10 protein-coding genes are annotated in these 17,651 nt (G+C 30.6%); 1 reads left to right on the top strand and 9 read right to left on the bottom strand.

Annotated features, from left to right (window positions below; all coding sequences use genetic code 11):
- Positions 1–5 precede the first annotated feature (5 nt).
- The 9 genes from MED152_RS00415 to MED152_RS00375 all read right to left on the bottom strand — a co-directional run bounded on the left by MED152_RS00415 (position 6) and on the right by MED152_RS00375 (position 14,533).
- A complete protein-coding gene (locus tag MED152_RS00415; RefSeq protein WP_015479859.1) occupies positions 6–1,889 on the bottom strand; it encodes an alpha-amylase family glycosyl hydrolase in 1,884 nt (627 codons plus the stop codon).
- Positions 1,890–1,898: 9 nt separating this feature from the next.
- Complete coding sequence (locus MED152_RS00410; RefSeq protein WP_015479858.1) at positions 1,899–4,328, bottom strand: TIM-barrel domain-containing protein; 2,430 nt, start codon at positions 4,326–4,328, stop codon at positions 1,899–1,901.
- A 52-nt stretch (positions 4,329–4,380) separates the two neighbouring features.
- Positions 4,381–5,328 carry an alpha/beta hydrolase gene (locus tag MED152_RS00405; protein WP_015479857.1) on the bottom strand — a complete coding sequence of 316 codons (948 nt, stop codon included), beginning with the start codon at positions 5,326–5,328 and terminating at the stop codon, positions 4,381–4,383.
- 43 nt (positions 5,329–5,371) lie between these two features.
- Positions 5,372–7,300: a glycoside hydrolase family 13 protein gene (locus tag MED152_RS00400; protein WP_015479856.1), complete on the bottom strand. Its 1,929-nt coding sequence runs from the start codon at positions 7,298–7,300 to the stop codon at positions 5,372–5,374.
- 18 nt (positions 7,301–7,318) lie between these two features.
- Positions 7,319–8,947 carry a sulfatase gene (locus MED152_RS00395; RefSeq protein ID WP_015479855.1) on the bottom strand — a complete coding sequence of 543 codons (1,629 nt, stop codon included), beginning with the start codon at positions 8,945–8,947 and terminating at the stop codon, positions 7,319–7,321.
- Between the two features lie 10 nt (positions 8,948–8,957).
- Positions 8,958–11,264, bottom strand: coding sequence for a glycoside hydrolase family 65 protein (locus MED152_RS00390; RefSeq protein WP_015479854.1), 2,307 nt, complete (start codon positions 11,262–11,264; stop codon positions 8,958–8,960).
- A gap of 59 nt (positions 11,265–11,323) precedes the next feature.
- On the bottom strand, positions 11,324–11,977 hold the full coding sequence (gene pgmB, locus MED152_RS00385; RefSeq protein ID WP_015479853.1) for a beta-phosphoglucomutase: 654 nt from the start codon (positions 11,975–11,977) through the stop codon (positions 11,324–11,326).
- Positions 11,978–13,330, bottom strand: a complete 1,353-nt coding sequence (locus tag MED152_RS00380) for an MFS transporter (protein ID WP_015479852.1) — start codon at positions 13,328–13,330, stop codon at positions 11,978–11,980.
- A gap of 183 nt (positions 13,331–13,513) precedes the next feature.
- Positions 13,514–14,533, bottom strand: coding sequence for a LacI family DNA-binding transcriptional regulator (locus MED152_RS00375; protein WP_015479851.1), 1,020 nt, complete (start codon positions 14,531–14,533; stop codon positions 13,514–13,516).
- A gap of 198 nt (positions 14,534–14,731) precedes the next feature.
- Between MED152_RS00375 and MED152_RS00370 the strand changes: the two genes are divergently transcribed.
- Positions 14,732–17,638: a SusC/RagA family TonB-linked outer membrane protein gene (locus MED152_RS00370; protein ID WP_041383744.1), complete on the top strand. Its 2,907-nt coding sequence runs from the start codon at positions 14,732–14,734 to the stop codon at positions 17,636–17,638.
- Positions 17,639–17,651: the final 13 nt, after the last annotated feature.

Here is a 17,651-nt window from a genome sequence, read left to right as displayed (position 1 = left end):
TGGAATTATTTTTTAGTATTTACTCTAAGTATAAATGATTCTAATGGTTTTACGTCAACCCTTACTCTAGCTTCATTTTCAGTAACTTTAAGGGTAGTTGTGTACGTTTTATAAAGCTGATCTTCTAAATGATATTCACCTTCAGTTAAATTCCATTTTTCTATAATGTTTTTAGGAACAGCCAACTCAAAACCATAAGTATTATCTGCATTAAAATTGGATACAACAATAAGTTTTTCATCGCCTTTATAACGCACATAAGACAGCACTTTATCATTATACCACTCTGTATTTTCTCTATTAAATTGATGAATATCTTGATACTCACCCATAAGTGCATCACTATTGATTGTAAAATTTAATAAGCGTTTATAAAAATCTCTTAAAGCCAATTCTTCTTCTGTAGATTGACCACCATCGAATTTTTTATTATTTACCCATCTTTGTACACTAGGCACACCTATATAATCAAAAATTGATGTTCTAGATGGTGCTCCAAAACCTGCGTTTTCAGAACCATCTTCACCAAATTCTTGACCAAAGTAAATCATAGTTGGAGAGGTAGAAATTGTTGCAGAAACTACCATTGCTGGTTTTGCTTTTAAAGCATTACCTGCAAACTCAGGACTTGCAATTCTTTGTTCATCATGATTTTCTAAAAAATGCAACATATGATGTTCTATATCTTTAAGATCTTCTTGAATTTGTGGAATATTATCTGTTAATCCATGACCTTGCATAATGTGTTTAATGGTATCATATAACTGAACTTTATCGTACAAATAATCCATTTTACCTTTCTTAATATAATCTCTATACAAATGCGGTTGATAAACTTCTGCTAATAAGTAAGCCTCAGGATTTTTAGTTTTTATAGCTGAATTCATATAACTCCAAAATTCTACAGGAACCATTTCTGCCATATCAAAACGAAAACCATCAACTCCTTTATCTGTCCAATACAAAGCAATATCTCTAAATTTCACCCATGAATCTGGTACATTTTTATCTTTCCAAAAATTATAGTGTGATTCATAATTTTCATTTTCAAAACCAGTAGGTAATTCATCAAATTGCTTTTCTCCTGCAGGAGTAACACCATAATTTACTTTAACAGTTTCATACCAATCGTAAAAACCTGGTTTAGGCGTTCTAGCCCCATTTCCTGTCCATTTTGCAGGATTTTCTTCAAATTTACCATCACTTAAAGCATTGGTATCACCTCCTAAAGGTTTGTAATCGTTTATAAAATCTGGCACTTCAAAAGGTTTGTTTGGCACGTAATAAAAATTGTTATTCAATGCATATTCCACAGAAGTGTCATCATCTGCACCAAAGTCTTTTATACCTTCAGGGTTACTTAAACTTTGGTAATTACGTGCAACATGATTAGGTACAATATCTATAATTACTTTTAAATTTGCTTTATGAGATCTTTCTATTAAAGCTTCAAACTCTTCTAATCTGTTTTCTACATTTTCAGCCAAATCTGGATTTACATTGTAATAATCTTTTACTGCATAAGGTGAACCAGCTCTACCTTTAACCACATCAGGGTCATCATTTGAAATGCCATATTTAGTATAATCTGTTATAACCCCATGATGAGGAACCCCTGTATACCAAATATGAGTTACACCTAAATCTTTTATTTCTTGAAGTGCTTTGTCTGTAAAATCATTGAATTTACCTACTCCATTTTCTTCAATTGTACCCCAAGGTTTGTTATTGGTATTTGTATTACCAAATAACCTTGTAAATACCTGATAAACAACTGTTTTTCTATTAGAAGTTACTTGCATTACTTTTTTACCCTCCTTTTTATTAGTGGTACAGCCCACAATTAATGATATGATACAAACCACTAAAATGCTATGTATTTTATTCATGGTTGATTTTTATTTTAGTGTTATTTTTATTTCTTTTTCCTTTTTTGGATTCCATTGAACTGGAATTCTAAGTTGATTCTCTTCTGATGAGATTTTTACTCTTTTACCATCAACTTTTATTTTCTTTGGATTCCAATCGATATTATGAACTACTAATTCAATTTCTTTTTCTGTGGGATTCCAATTTTCTCCAAAAGATGCTTCTAAGTCTATTTCAATAAATCTATTATCTATTTCAACTTCAAAATCTAACAATTCATATTGCCCTTTCTCGAATGCGTTTGCAGTTAAGCCATCGTCATTGTACATTGATCTTGTAGATTTTTTCACAGTTGCATCAAACCAATAATGCAGCTCTAGAACATCACCTTTATAAACATCTGTAGTTTGTACTACCTTCGTCATTGGTATAATTACTCCACCTCTAACATAGGTTGGAATGGCTTTATTCTTGACTTTTACAGATTTTGTTTGGCCACCAACCACTTTATCTTTATCAAAATAAAAATTAAACCAATTTGCTGTTTTTGGAAAATAAATTTCTATAGATTTTACAGAGTCTTTTAAAATAGGTGATATTAAAAAATCTTTTCCCCATAAATAAGTTTCTGAATTAGCCATTAACTCCTTTTTATCCTCTTCAAAAAATATAGGTCGCATTAAAGGGGTTCCTTTTTGATTATTTTCAAATGCTAAATTGTAATTGTAAGGCAACATTTTATAACGTAATTCTATCGCTTTTTTAGCATATTTCTTAGCATAATCACTCCTAAAAACAGGTTCACTTGGCACATCTTCTTGTGCATGAGGTCTGTAAATTGGCTGAAAAACTCCATATTGCAACCACCTTACATATAAATTATCATCTAAATTAGCGCCTGCAAAACCTCCTAAATCTGAATGCATGTAACCTAAACCTTGCATACCCATTTGCAGCGCAATTTCTGGCTGAGATTGTAAACCTCCCCAACTTCTGCTGACATCTCCAGACCAAGGAATCATTCCAAAACGTTGTGAGCCAGAAAAACCTGCTCTCATTAAAATAAATGGTCTTTCATTTGGATAATCTTTCTGATAGTTCTCAAAAATCAATTTAGCCCAATCATGGCCATAAATATTATGAATTTCATCAGCTTTTTTCTGATTCCCAAAATTAACCCAAGAAGGTAATACCTCTGGTTCACCTAGATCTCCCCAAATACCTTTAACTCCTAAATTGTAGATGTTTTTATAAATATTCCAAAACCAATCTCTACCCTCTTTTTTATATAAATCTACAATACCAGTATTCCCAAAATAAAAATCATATTTAGCTGAATTTCCAATAGTATCTTTGGCTAGAACTTGTTTTTCATTAGCCTCTTTCCATTTTTTAGAAGTTGACAACACAAATGGCTCTGTAATTAAAACTGTCTTAATTCCTTTTGATTTAAAACGAGAAATCATACCCTTTAAATCTGGAAAAGAATCTTTATATGTTTCTAAATTACCCATTGTTCCTTGTATGGTTTTTCCAAACCAATACAAATCAAGAATCACAGCATCAACAGGAATTGAATCTTTTTTAAACTTAGCAATAGTTGCTTCTGTTTCTTTCTGTGAATGATAACCAAATCTACTTGAAAAGTTACCTAAAGTCCATCTTGGAGGTAAAGGTTGCTTCCCTGTTAAATTTGTATAATTTTCCATTAGGTTTTCCCAAGAATCACCAACAATTAATTGATACGTTTTTCTACCAGAAATAGTTTCGTACGTTAAAGTATTGTCTTTTTTGCTGTCTAAATCTAAATAACCAATAGGTGCATTATCAAAATGGAGCATGTATTTATTCGATGAAATAACAATTGGCATTGTATAATTCATAAGTGGTGCATGATTTTGATAACCATACTGAGCTCTATTGTATAGTGGTAATCGATTACCTCTTCTATTCATGCCTAAGGCTCTAGCTCCACCACCAAATAAAACTTCGTCCTCAGTTAAATTAAATTCGATTTTGTCTGTGGTATCATACTTAATATTTCCTTTAACCATTTCTAAAGGAGTATGCTTAGATTTAAAATAACCTCTTTTTTCTGATGTAATTACTTTATTCTTATTGTCTTTGTAAATAATTTGAAAAGGTTCTGTTACAGCTTGAATACTTATTGAACTGCTAGAATAAGAAATGGTATCACCCACATATTTATAAGTTGTTTTAACTTTCTTCGGCTTTAATACAACTGCGTGACTATCTTTAATTTTCTTTTCAGTATTTGGAATAAACGTAGTCTCTAAAATAGAATTCGTATAGAATTCAAAAGAATATTTACCATCATTGGTTATTACAGTAAAAACATCATTTTCTTCATTGTGTGACTTATAAACCCTATTGGGGTTCTGAGAAAATGCAACAAATGATCCTAAAAAAAAGAAAATTAGAAACCTGTATATTTTCATAATTATTAGTGTTGTATTACTTAAAAATTAAAATGTTAGTAGTGATATTAAACTATTTCTTAAGTAAGAATGTTAAAGGAATATCTACTCTTTTCTGCCATGAATTTTCTGAGTGATCTGTGCCTTCAAAAAACAAATTTTTAAAATTATTTTTTGTGTAACCCGCGTTTAGAAATATACTATCTACTCTTGGTGCATATTGAGGATAAAATTGATCTAAAGTCTTATTACCATAATCAAAATACATTCTATGGTTTTCTGAACTTGGAATATTTTTTTCTAAATATTTAAATATAGCATCAGGCAATGGGTTTGTTTTACTTGGTGAAGCACCTACCCAATGCGTAGAAACACATGCTGCACCTTCAAAAATTTCTGGATACTCAGCAATTGCATACATACTCATTAAACCGCCCATAGATGAACCCATTACAAACGTATTCTGTATATCTGTATGCACAGCATAGGTTTGATCTATATAAGGTTTTAATTCTTTAACGATGAATCTTAGATAATCGTCACCATTTAAATCTACACTAAAATTATTTTTTTTCGCTTCTGCATATAAAGCCTCTTTTTCTTCCTTTGGCACAAAATTCATTGCTTTTTCAGGAAACAAATCTTGCCATCTAATTTTTGGAATATTATGAACACCAACAACTATAAAATCTCTAGTAACACCATCTTTCATTAACTTGGTTGCTACTTCATCTATTTTCCATTCTTGCTTATTCCAAGTTGTAGTTTCATCAAATAAATTTTGACCATCATGCATGTATAAAACTGCATATTTTTTGTTTGAAGAATAATTATCTGGCAACCAAACATCTACAGGTCTTGGAGTTATAAATTGAGATGGAAAAGAATCTACTCTCATTAATTTTCCACCAGCTAAAACAGCATTTTCTAACTGATATACCTTAATTACAGCTTTTGTTTGATCTTGAGATTTACATGAAATTGATATTAGAAATATCAAAATAAATACGACTTTTTTCATTGGATTGGATTTAATTCTTTTTTATTGAGGTTTTATATTAAAACTAATTCTTTGTAGTTAAAATAAGACTTCCTTTTTGTGCTAATTCTAATTGATCTTGCCAAATAAAATCATCTCCAGTTACAATATTTTTTAATGTTTTATTAGTTAAACCAACTTCTTTAAAACGCTTCAAATCTATAACAACTGGTTCGTTATTTTTATTGATAATATGAACAACAGTTTCTGAATTTGATATTCTAAAAAGAAAATATGTACCATTTAAGGGTGCAAAATGCAATGTTCTACCTTCTTGAATTGCTTTACTATCTTTTCTATAATTTAAAACTGATTTTACAAAAGATTGCATTTCTTTTTTATCCGATGATAAACCTTCACCTGTAAAAGCATTTACTGTATCACCTTTCCAACCTCCAGGAAAATCAGTTCTAATTAATCCATGATCTCCATGATTAGCAGTATCATCCATTAATATTTCTGTTCCGTAATAAATTTGAGGAATTCTTGGCATCATTAGCATATAACTTAACGCCATTTTTGCTTTTGTAGCATCCTCATTTAAAGCTGTAAACATTCTTCCTTCATCATGATTATCTAAAAAAACCATAATATCTTTAGGGGTAGCATAATGAAAATCATTTGCTAAACCTTCGTAGATTTTTACCAATCCTGTTCCCCAAGATTCCTCCTCATTAATACCATCTATGATTGCTTTCTGCATTGGAAAATCCATAGTTGATTTTAAATTAGATTCATAACCATCCTTGTTTTTTGAACCAGTTTGCCAATAACCAACTAATAATGGATTGTAGCTCCATTCTTCTCCAACAATCGAAAAATTAGGGTATTCGTTCATAATTGCACCAGCCCAATTTGCCATAAATTTTTTATCTGGGTACGGATAAGTATCTTGTCTAATCCCTCCTAGTCCTAAAGTCTCTATCCACCAAATACTATTTTGAATAATATAATTCGCCATAAACGGATTTCTTTGATTTAAATCTGGCATTCCAGAAACAAACCAACCTTCATTATTTCCTTTATTATCTGCTTTTGAAGCGTATAAATCTTGATTTGTAGTTCGTCTATGATTGGATCTGTTTACGATTTTTTGAGTCCAATTCTCTTTGTTTTTCTCATAATATGCTTGGTCATTCACCCAATCATTAAAAGGTAAATCTTTCATCCACCAATGTTCTAAACCACAATGATTTGCAACTTGATCCATGATCAATTTCATATCCTTTTCTCGTAATTTTTTAGATAGATTTTTATAATCTTCTAAATTTCCAAAACGCGGATCTACTTGATAGTAATCTGTAATTGCATAACCATGGTAAGAGCCTCTTGGCATATCGTTGGTTAAAACAGGAGTTGGCCAAATAGCTGTAAAACCTAAGTCTGAAATATAATCTACGCCATTTGTAATACCTTGTAAATCTCCTCCATGCCTTTTGTAACCATCTGTTCTGTCTAAAGATTGGTCTTTTAGATTTGGGATTCGATCATTAGATTCATCAGCATTTGTATAACGATCTGGAGTAATTAAATAAATAGCATCAGAACTATCAAAACCTTTATAAGAATCTGCTGATTTTTCTCTAGATTTTAACTCATAGGTATGTGTTAAAGTTTCAGAATTTTCTTTTTTAAATGTGATGTCAAATTTTCCAGCTGTTGTTGTTTCTGAAATTTCTAAATCTAAAAAAAGGTAATTATTACTTTTTGTAGTTTTTGTAGCGTTCTTGAAGGTTACTCCTGCATAATTAATTTCTGCATTATATTCAGAAATATTTGGATGATGCACTAACAATTGAAGTTTTGTATTCTTCATACCAACCCACCAATTTGTTGGTTCCACTCTATTCAAAAATTGATTTTTTACTTCTGCTGGAGTAACTTTTATATTATCTTCAGAAGTATTACAGGAAATCATAAAAACGAGTCCTAAAAAGAAAATTATTTTTTTCATATGAGTAGATTTTTATATTTATAATGTTTTTAAACGTTTTAAATCGCTTTCAATAAAATTCTGATTTAAACTATCAGAATCTTTGTATTTAACTCTTAATTCTTCAAGCTTTTTATGTAATTCTAATTGAATCTCTTTATAATTAGAATCTCCATATATATTTTTCATTTCATTTGGATCCTCTTGTAAATCATACATTTCCCATGCTTCAACATCATAATAAAATTTGATGAGTTTGTATCTATTTGTTCTTACGCCATAATGTCTTTTTACCATATGAATTCCTGGATATTCGTAATAATGGTAGTATAAAGCGTCTCTCCAATTCGAGTTGTTATTTTTAAACAAAGGCACTAAACTTTTACCTTGCATTTCTTTTGGTATATCAACTCTAGCAACATCTAATATTGTTGGTGCAAAATCTATATTCTGAACTAAATCATAATTAATAGATTTTGGTTTAATTTTATTTGGAAACTTTATTAAAAGTGGAGTTCTAAAAGATTCTTCATACATAAAACGCTTATCAAACCAGCCATGTTCACCAAGAAAAAAACCTTGATCTGATGTATAAATAACCATTGTGTTTTTAGCTAAATTATTTTTATCTAAATAATCTAAAACTCTACCTATATTCCTATCAACACTTTTTATAACTCCCAAATAATCTTCAAGATATCTTTGGTATTTCCAAAGTGTTAAAGCCTTGCTTTTAGGTTTAAGTTTTTCAAACTCTTTATTTATTGGTCCGTAAACTGTTTTCCATTGTTTTTGTTCGTCAGCATTTAATCTATTAAATCTTTCTATATAACTAGATTCGTACCAATCTAAAAATTCATTGTAGTTTAATTTCTTTAATATTTTAGGATCAATTTTATTGTCAGCACTTAAAGCCATATGATCAGAAATTCTCATTTCAGCATCAAAAGAGGCTTTACTTTTTGTTTTATAATCATCAAAAAGTGTTTCTGGAACAGGAATTTTACGATATTTAAAATCCTCTAAATCATGCATAGAAGGCCACCATTGTCTATGAGGAGCTTTATGATTATACATTAACATAAAAGGTTTTTCTATATTTCTTATCGAATCTAAATAATTAATTGCTCTATCCGTAATTACATCTGTTACATAACCTTTAGTAGATTTTATTCCATTTTTAGTTAATAAATTTGGATGATAATAATGACCTTGATCAGGTAAAACTTCCCAAAAATCAAAACCTTTTGGTTTAGACTTTAGATGCCATTTTCCATAAATAGCTGTTTCATAACCATTTTTTTGAAGCAATTTTGGGAACGTAACTTGAAGTGTGTCAAAAACATCAAGATTGTCTCTAACACTATTAAGGTGGCTAAATTTGCCGGTTAAAGCCACTGCTCTGCTTGGAGAACAGATTGAGTTTGTAACAAATGCTTTTTTAAATAACATCCCCTCATTAGCTAATCTATCTATATGAGGTGTGTTAATTAACTTATTGTCATAAGCACTTAAAGCTTGGTAAGCATGATCATCTGTAATGATAAATAAGAAATTCGGTTTTTTAAAAACTGAAACTTCAGAAACACTTTTAGAATTTTCTTGATTGATGCAAGAATATAAAACTATAATTACAATGAGAAAAAAAATGTTTCTGATGGGTTTCATTGTTTAAAATTTATGCAGTTTGTAAGTTATTTGGTGATACCTTAGTAATCTCTCCATTTACTAAAATATTTACGTCTGAATTACCTTCAACTTCAAAGTAGGTTTCTCCTTGCTTAACGTTTACCTTAATAACCTGATTTCTAAAGTTTACTTTAAACGAAAATGACTGCCATTGTTTAGGTATTTTTGGTGCAAATGATAGTGTATTATCTACAATTCGCATTCCAGCAAAACCTTCTACAATACTCATCCAAGTACCAGCCATAGAAGTTATATGTAATCCTTCTTCTACTTCGTGATTATAATCGTCTAAATCTAAACGAGATGTTCTTAAGTAAAAAGTATAGGCTTGATCCATTCTGTCTAATTTAGCAGCCTGAATACTGTGAACACAAGGTGAAAGTGAACTTTCGTGAACTGTAAAAGGTTCATAAAAATCAAAATGACGTTCTAATTCTTCTTTCGAAAAATGATCTTCGAACATGTAAAAACCTTGCAAAGTATCTGCTTGCTTGATGTATGGTGAGCGTAAAATTCTATCCCAACTCCATTTCTGGTTTATAGGTCTTTGACTTTTATCTAAATCTTCTACTGTAATTAATTCTTTATCTAAGAAACCATCTTGCTGAAGATATACTTGGTGTTTTTCTGAGTAAGGAAAGTACATATTCTCTGCAACGTTTCTCCAAGAAGTTAGCTCTTCATCTGTAAAATTGGTTTTTTCTTTAATTCTGATATAATCAGAAATATGATCAATTTTTACAGTTTCTATATTTTCTAAAGCATACTCTATACACCACTTTGCAATATAATTTGTATACCAGTTATTATTGATGTTATTTTCGTACTCATTTGGTCCTGTAACACCTAACATTACAAACTTCTTCTTATCCATAGAGAAGTTTACTCTTTGATGCCAGAAACGTGCAATACCAATTAAAACCTCTAATCCTTTTTCTGGAATATAAGAATAATCATTAGTGTATCTAAAATAATTATAAATGGCAAATGCGATAGCCCCATTTCTGTGAATTTCTTCAAAGGTAATCTCCCATTCATTATGGCATTCTTCACCATTCATGGTAACCATTGGGTATAATGCAGCACCATTAGTAAAACCTAATTTCTCAGCATTTTCTATGGCTTTTTCTAAATGATTATACCTGTATTCTAATAATGTTCTAGCCACAGATTGGTCTTTAGTAGCCATATAAAATGGTATACAGTAAGCTTCTGTATCCCAATAGGTACTACCTCCATATTTTTCTCCTGTAAATCCTTTAGGCCCAATATTTAAAGAAGCATCTGTACCTAAATAAGTTTGATTTAATTGAAAAATATTAAAACGGATTCCTTGCTGTGCTTTCACATCGCCTTCAATAGTAATATCTGAAGTATGCCAAATTTTAGCCCAAGAATTTTTCTGAGTTTCTAACAAAGCTTCAAAACCAAAACTAACTGCCTTATCTAAAGCTTTTTTTGCTGCTGAAACTAATGCATCTTTATCATGATTTCTATCTACAACATAACCTCCAAATTTATGGATTGTAAAGGTTTGATTTTCTTTAACCTCTTGTGTATAATTACAAAATGCTTCCTTTTCAGTTTGAGAATTATCACAATCAATTAAAACTTCTTCTTGGTTGATAAATAATCTTGATTGCATAAAAGTACACGTATGAAAATTAGTTTTCATCGTTTTTGCTTCTATGAATGATTGTTGATTGTTTTGAGTTACTTTTAAAACATCCCAAAATTGGTCATCCCAATTGGTGTCTTCATTAGTAATGCTTGCATCTAAATAAGGTGTGTATGTAATTGTAGCATCAGAATTTAATAAAGTTATGTTGTAACTAATTACACCAACCTCATCTAACTCTAAACTTAGAAAACGTTTTGCATCAACTTTAATTTTTATTCCATTTTGTAGTTCAGCTTCAAAACTTCTAGCTAACCAACCTTCTTTCATGTTGAGTTCTCTCTTAAATTTTGAAACAGACTTACAGGTATGCAAATCTAAATCTTCATTATTAATCTTTACATTGATACCAATCCAATTTGGTGCATTCAATACTTTGGCAAAATACTCTGGATATCCGTTTTTCCACCAACCAACTCTTGTTTTATCTGGATAATAAACTCCTGCAATATAACTACCTTGAAACGTTGGTCCTGTATATTTTTCTTCGAAATTTGCACGCTGACCCATTGCACCATTTCCAATACTGAACAAGCTTTCTGAAGATTTTACTCTTTCTGCATTAAATCCTTCTTCAAGAATAGACCATGCATTTGGTTGTATATAATCTTGATTCATTTTCTTTATTTTTAGAGGGAAAGAGACTGTATTTCAAAAATATAGACTCTTAAAACTTTTTATTTTTCTATTATTTCTTTTAAAAATTCGATGCTCATTTCTGTAAAATCATTAAAATTATGATTTGCTTCATTTAGCACATTTTTATCTCCAATACCAATACTTAGCATTTTAGCTGCGTTTGCTGCTTGTATGCCAGCAACTGCGTCTTCAAATACAACACAATCTTCTGGTTTTACATTCAATTGAGTTGCAGCTAGTAAAAACACTTCTGGGTTTGGTTTTGCTTTGGTAACATTATTACCATCTACAATTGCATCAAAATAAGGCAATAAGCCTACTTTGTCTAAAATAGGTCTTGCATTTTTACTTGCAGAACCTAAGGCAATTGGTATATTATTTTCTTTTAAGTATTCTAATACTTTAGGTACATCTGGTAAAATTTCTGATGCATCCATATTTTCTATATACTTTAAATAATCTATATTTTTTTCGATCATCCAAGTATCAAATTCTTCTTGAGTAGCTTCTCTATTACCAATTTCTAATAAAATTTCTAAACAACGTTTTCTACTAACGCCCTTAAACAATTCGTTTTGCTCTTTGGTAAATTCGAAACCTAAATCATTGGCTAATTTTTTCCACGCCAAATAGTGGTATTTTGCAGTGTCTACGATTACACCATCTAAATCGAAAATAAATCCTTTTTTCATCTAATTTGTTTTTACTACATCATCTACATCTTTTACTTTGTAGACTAAAGCTGCTGCTAATAAGAAACTAATACCGCTAATAAGTAGCGCGTAAATTGCTTGATTATTATAAGCGTATTTTACTAATGGACCACCAATTAAGGCGTTAATAATTTGCGGAATTACAATAAAGAAATTAAAAATCCCCATGTAAACTCCCATTTTCTTAGCAGATATTGAACCTGCCAAAATTGCGTAAGGCATAGCTAAAATACTAGCCCAAGCAATACCTACTCCAATCATAGAAATAATTAGCCAGTTTTCATTTGGCATAAAGTAAATTGATAAAAGCCCTAAACCTCCTATAATTAAAGATAGAGAATGTGTTCTTTTTCTACCAATCTTCTTTGCAATAAATGGTAAAGCAAAGGCATAAAACGCAGATACAAGGTTGTAAATTCCAAAAAGGATACCAACCCAATCTCCTGCATTTTGATAAGTTTTGCTACTGCTATCTGTGTAAGGTAAACCGTAAATATGCTGTGCTATTGCTGGTGTTGCAAAAACCCACATTCCAAAAAGGCCAAACCAAGAAAAGAATTGCACCCAACTTAATTGACGCATTGTAGTTGGCATTTTTTTGAAATCTTCAAAAATATCCATTAAACTAGAACTCTCTTCTTCTATTTCAATATTAGTAGTTGCATTTTCATCAAAACTAGCCAATTCTGCTGGTGAATATTCTTTAGTTGTAAAAATGGTAATTAAAATTGATATCATTAAAATTACAGCACCAATTACAAAAGACCATATTAGATTTTGTGGCACAACTCCAGAAGAAGTTTCGTTAGACACTCCAAACCAATTTGTAAGAGCATAAGGTAACCAAGACCCAACAACAGCTCCAAAACCAATTAAAGCAGTCTGTACACTAAATCCCAAAGTTCTTTGATCTGTTCGTAAATTATCGCCAACAAGCGCTCTAAAAGGCTCCATTGCAATATTGAAAGAAGCATCCATAATCATTAGCATTCCTGCACCAACCCATAAAGCTGGTAAAAACGCAATGAATAAATCTGCTTGTGGCATTAAAATTAAACCTATAGAAGCCAGAATTGCTCCAACCAAAAAGTATGGTTTTCTTCTACCGAATTTACTCCAAGTTTTATCACTGTAATGACCAATTATTGGTTGCACTATTAAGCCCATTAAAGGAGCAATAATCCAAAACCAAGAAAGTTCATGTACATCTGCACCAAAGATTTGTAAAATTCTACTGGCGTTAGCATTTTGGAGGGCAAAGCCCATTTGTATTCCTAGAAATCCGAAACTCATGTTCCAAATTTGCCAGAAGCTTAGTTTACGCTTTTGCATTATCGTAATTATTAATTAGTTACGACAAGTTTTTAGACTTATCAATTATTAAAAGTGTGGAATGAAATTTATTGATAAATCTTAATATGGCAACAAATATATGTTTTTTTTACATAGTTGATAAAAATAGCACTATTATTTTACGACGACGATTTCGTAGTAAAAAATTGCTAAAAAACACTACTATAACGTTTTCGTAGATTCTCTGAGTTTCAAATCGCTTGAAATCACTATTTTTTTCGGTTTAAAATCTGTGGTTTCATTTTCAATTCGTTGAATTAATAAATCTACAGCTTGTTGCCCCATAGTAAATCCATGTTGAGCAATGGTAGTAATTGAAGGTGAAGAATATTCAGAAATTAAACCATCTGTAAAACCAATTATAGAGATGTCTTTAGGTACAGTTTTACCTTTCTCCTTAGCCACTCTCATTGCATTTGCAGCATATATTTCATTTACAGCAAAAACACCATCAATGTCTTTTTCGAACACTTTTTCTATTTGTGGTTTTAAAGGTAGCTTTTCATCAACCTCCACAATAATATCCTTGTCAGTTTTAATATAATTCTCAATCAATGCTTTCTCATAACCTTGCCTTCTTAAAGCACCTACATTCACATGATTTGGAGTAGTAATTAAAGCAATATTTTTTCTGCCATTTTCTAATAAGTGTTGGGTAGCTTTATAACCTGCACCAACATCGTCAACCACTACTTTATCACATAAAATTTCATCTACTACTCTATCAAATAAAACAAACGGAATCTCTTCTGAGACCAAGCCTTTAAAATGATTAAAATCTTTATTTTCTAAGGTTTCACCTGCAACAGATAGTATGATACCATCTACACTTCCATTAGACAAAACCTTTAAAGTTTCTACTTCTTTTTTGTAAGATTCGTTAGAAAAACAAACCATAATATTATAGCCTTTTTTATTGGCTCCATCTTCTATACCACTAATAACTGTCGAAAAGAAATGGTGAACAATTTTAGGCAAAATTACTCCGATAACTTTCGTTTTTTGATTTCTTAATTGTAACGCTAAATGATTGGGTTTATAATTGTACAAATTAGCATAAGCCTGAATTTTATCTTTTGTATCTTTACTTATTTCATGACTATCTTTTAAAGCCTTAGACACAGTAGATGTACTCACCCCTAATTCCTTTGCAATTGTCTTTATGGTAATTTTTTGCTTCATTCTTTATTAATAAGAAATAATAGTTATCTATTTATTGCTAATCTAACGATTTTTAGATGAAAAAAGTTGTCAACACGAAACCGTTTTCGTAAGTTAAAATATATTGGAAATGAACTCATGTCACCTATATTTACTATGTGGAATGTAAATTTATTGTTAAGCAAATCAAATTTACAGTTATTATTTAACAAATTATACATGAAAAAATTTAAATTATTGTTAATTGGAATTCTTTTATCCTCGTCTTTTGCAACGTTTGCGCAGCAAACTGTAAGAGGTGTTGTAAAAGAACAATCATCAGGAGAAATATTACCTGGTGTTAGTGTGGTAGTTAAAGGAACAACAAGAGGTACAGAAACCGATTTTGATGGGAACTTTAGTATTGAAAGAGTAAATACAGGTGATGTACTTGTATTTAGATATTTAGGGTATGCCAACAAAGAAGTTACATTAGGTACTAATTTTAATTTAACAGTACTATTAGAGGAATCATCTGAACAATTAGAAGAAATTGTAGTTGTTGGTTATGGTACAACTACTGTTAAAGACGCTACAGGTTCTGTAGAGGCAATTACAGCCAAAGAGTTTACAAAAGGTAACATTGTTACTCCAGAAAACTTATTAAGTGGTAGAGTTGCAGGTGTAAACATTACAACTAGTGGTGCACCAGGTTCTGGATCTCAGATTAGAATTCGTGGAGGTTCTTCTTTAAATGCTTCTAATGATCCGTTAATCGTTATTGATGGTTTACCATTATCAGGAATTAACTTATCTAGTATTAACCCAAATGATATTGAGTCTTTCTCAGTATTAAAAGATGCTTCTGCAACTGCAATTTATGGTTCAAGAGGTGCAAACGGAGTTATTATCATTACTACTAAAAAAGGTAGAAGTGATTATTCTTTAGATTACGATTTTCAAGTTGCTTTTGGTGAAATAAAAGACAGAATAAATGTGTTTAGTGCAGATGAATTTAGAAACATCATTGCACAACAAAGACCACAAGATGTTGGTTTATTAGGTTCAGCTAATACAAATTGGCAAGATGAAGTTTTACAGAAATCTGTATCTACACAACATAATTTAAGTGTTAGAGGTCAAGTATTTAATAGAATACCTACAAGACTATCTGTTAACTTTTCAGAAATTGAAGGTAATATTTTAACGTCTCAGTTTGATAGAGCTAACGTTTCTTTATCTATGAATCCATCATTTTTTGATGATCATTTAAAAGTAAGTTTAAACTATAATAGAGCATTTGTAAACTCAAGATCTGCAGATGCAGGTCAAATAAATGCTGCTTTAAGATACGATCCTACACAACCTGTTTATGATTCTAGCTCTCCTTTTGGAGGATTTTATCAACACATTAACAGAACTCCTGGAGGAATTTTAATTGAAAATGGTACTAGAAATCCTGTTGCTGCTTTACTACAAAACAACAACACATCTAACACTTTCAGACAATTTGGTAACTTTAAAGTAGATTATAAATTACATTTCTTACCAGAAGTAACTGCTACTTTTTTAGTAGGTTTTGACAAATCTACAGAAGAAGGTTCTTTCTTTAGCCCATTAAATAGCCCTGCAAATTATACAGATCTATTTGTAGGTGCAGAAGGTACTTTCTTAAATGAATTTAATAATGAAAACTTAGATGCTTACTTAAACTATACCAATACTTTTGGTAAAGTTAAACTAGATGCAATGGTTGGTTACAACTATCAATCTTTTAACGGTTCAGGTAACAATACAGGAAATTTAAGAAACCCTAATGATGCAGGTTTTACAACATATACAAACACACCAGTAGTTTTAATTGGTTTTATAGGTAGAACAAACTTTACGTTTAACGAAAAATACTTATTAACGTTAAACTATAGAAGAGATGGTACTTCTAGATTTGGCCCAGAAAACAGATGGGGAGATTTTGGAGGAGCTGCTTTAGCATGGAGAATTAGCGATGAAGATTTCTTAAAAGACAGCAAAGTATTTTCTGATTTAAAATTAAGAGCCAGTTATGGTTTAAATGGTCAGCAAGAAGGTATTAGTGGAGACTTATATTTAGATAGATATCGTTTTGGAAACCAAGGATCAGGTTACATTTTTGGAGGTAACCCAATTCAATCTACAATTCCTTCTGAAAGAAGTAATTTACGTTGGGAAGATGTTGCTACTATAGAAGTAGGTGTAGATTTTGGTTTATTTGACAATAAATTTACAGGTTCTATTAACGCATTCCAGAAAAACTCTACAAATTTAATTTCTGATGCACCAGTTGCTGATGGTTCTAACTTTACAAACAGAGTTTTACAAAACATTGGTGATTTACAAGTAAATGGTCTTGAATTCTCTTTAAATGCAGATTTAGTAAGAACTGAAGACATGAACTGGAACTTTAACTTCAATGCTACTTATTTAGATAGAGAAATTAAAGAATTAGCTTTAGGTCAAGATATTACAGTTGGTGGTATTGCAGGTGGTACAGGAAACTTTATTCAATTATTTAGAGAAGGTTTTGCACCAAACTCATTCTATGTTTTCAAACAATTATATGATACTGCAGGTAACCCAATTGAGGGTGCTTATGCAGATTTAAATGGAGATGGAATTATAAATACACAAGACAGATACTTAAAAGGTAACCCTCAAGCAGATTTTACTTTTGGTTTTCAATCTAACTTCAATTATAAAAATTTCGATTTAGCCTTTAACTTAAGAGCAAGTGTTGGTAATTATGTTTACAACAATGTTAATTCAAGTTTAGCTCAATACGATTTATTACAAGACAATGCTGTATTAGGTAATATACCAACATCAGTTTTAGACACTAACTTTAACAGTACATCAGACGTTATTATTTCTGATTATTATTTAGAAAATGCTTCATTCTTAAGAATGGACAATATAACATTAGGATATACTTTTGATAGACCTATCAAAAAATTTGCATCAAATAGCATTCGTTTATGGGCTGGTATGCAAAATGTTTTTACAGTTACAAACTATTCTGGTTTAGATCCTGAATTAGCTGGTAATGGTATAGATAACACAAATTACCCTAGACCAAGAACATTCTTGGTAGGTGCAAATATTAAATTTTAATTAATAAAGAATT

It is taken from the genome of Polaribacter sp. MED152 (genome assembly GCF_000152945.2).
In the GTDB taxonomy this organism is placed as follows: domain Bacteria; phylum Bacteroidota; class Bacteroidia; order Flavobacteriales; family Flavobacteriaceae; genus Polaribacter.
The sequence above is the reverse complement of the archived record's forward strand: the minus strand, read 5'-3'. Positions and strand labels throughout refer to the sequence as shown.

Bases quoted from the DNA above. Each gene is read 5' to 3' on its own strand.
- MED152_RS00415 (WP_015479859.1), bottom strand. From the start codon at position 1,889: ATGAATAAAATACATAGCATTTTAGTGGTTTGTATCATATCATTAATT.
- MED152_RS00410 (WP_015479858.1), bottom strand. From the start codon at position 4,328: ATGAAAATATACAGGTTTCTAATTTTCTTTTTTTTAGGATCATTTGTT.
- MED152_RS00405 (WP_015479857.1), bottom strand. From the start codon at position 5,328: ATGAAAAAAGTCGTATTTATTTTGATATTTCTAATATCAATTTCATGT.
- MED152_RS00400 (WP_015479856.1), bottom strand. From the start codon at position 7,300: ATGAAAAAAATAATTTTCTTTTTAGGACTCGTTTTTATGATTTCCTGT.
- MED152_RS00395 (WP_015479855.1), bottom strand. From the start codon at position 8,947: ATGAAACCCATCAGAAACATTTTTTTTCTCATTGTAATTATAGTTTTA.
- MED152_RS00390 (WP_015479854.1), bottom strand. From the start codon at position 11,264: ATGAATCAAGATTATATACAACCAAATGCATGGTCTATTCTTGAAGAA.
- pgmB (WP_015479853.1), bottom strand. From the start codon at position 11,977: ATGAAAAAAGGATTTATTTTCGATTTAGATGGTGTAATCGTAGACACT.
- MED152_RS00380 (WP_015479852.1), bottom strand. From the start codon at position 13,330: ATGCAAAAGCGTAAACTAAGCTTCTGGCAAATTTGGAACATGAGTTTC.
- MED152_RS00375 (WP_015479851.1), bottom strand. From the start codon at position 14,533: ATGAAGCAAAAAATTACCATAAAGACAATTGCAAAGGAATTAGGGGTG.
- MED152_RS00370 (WP_041383744.1), top strand. From the start codon at position 14,732: ATGAAAAAATTTAAATTATTGTTAATTGGAATTCTTTTATCCTCGTCT.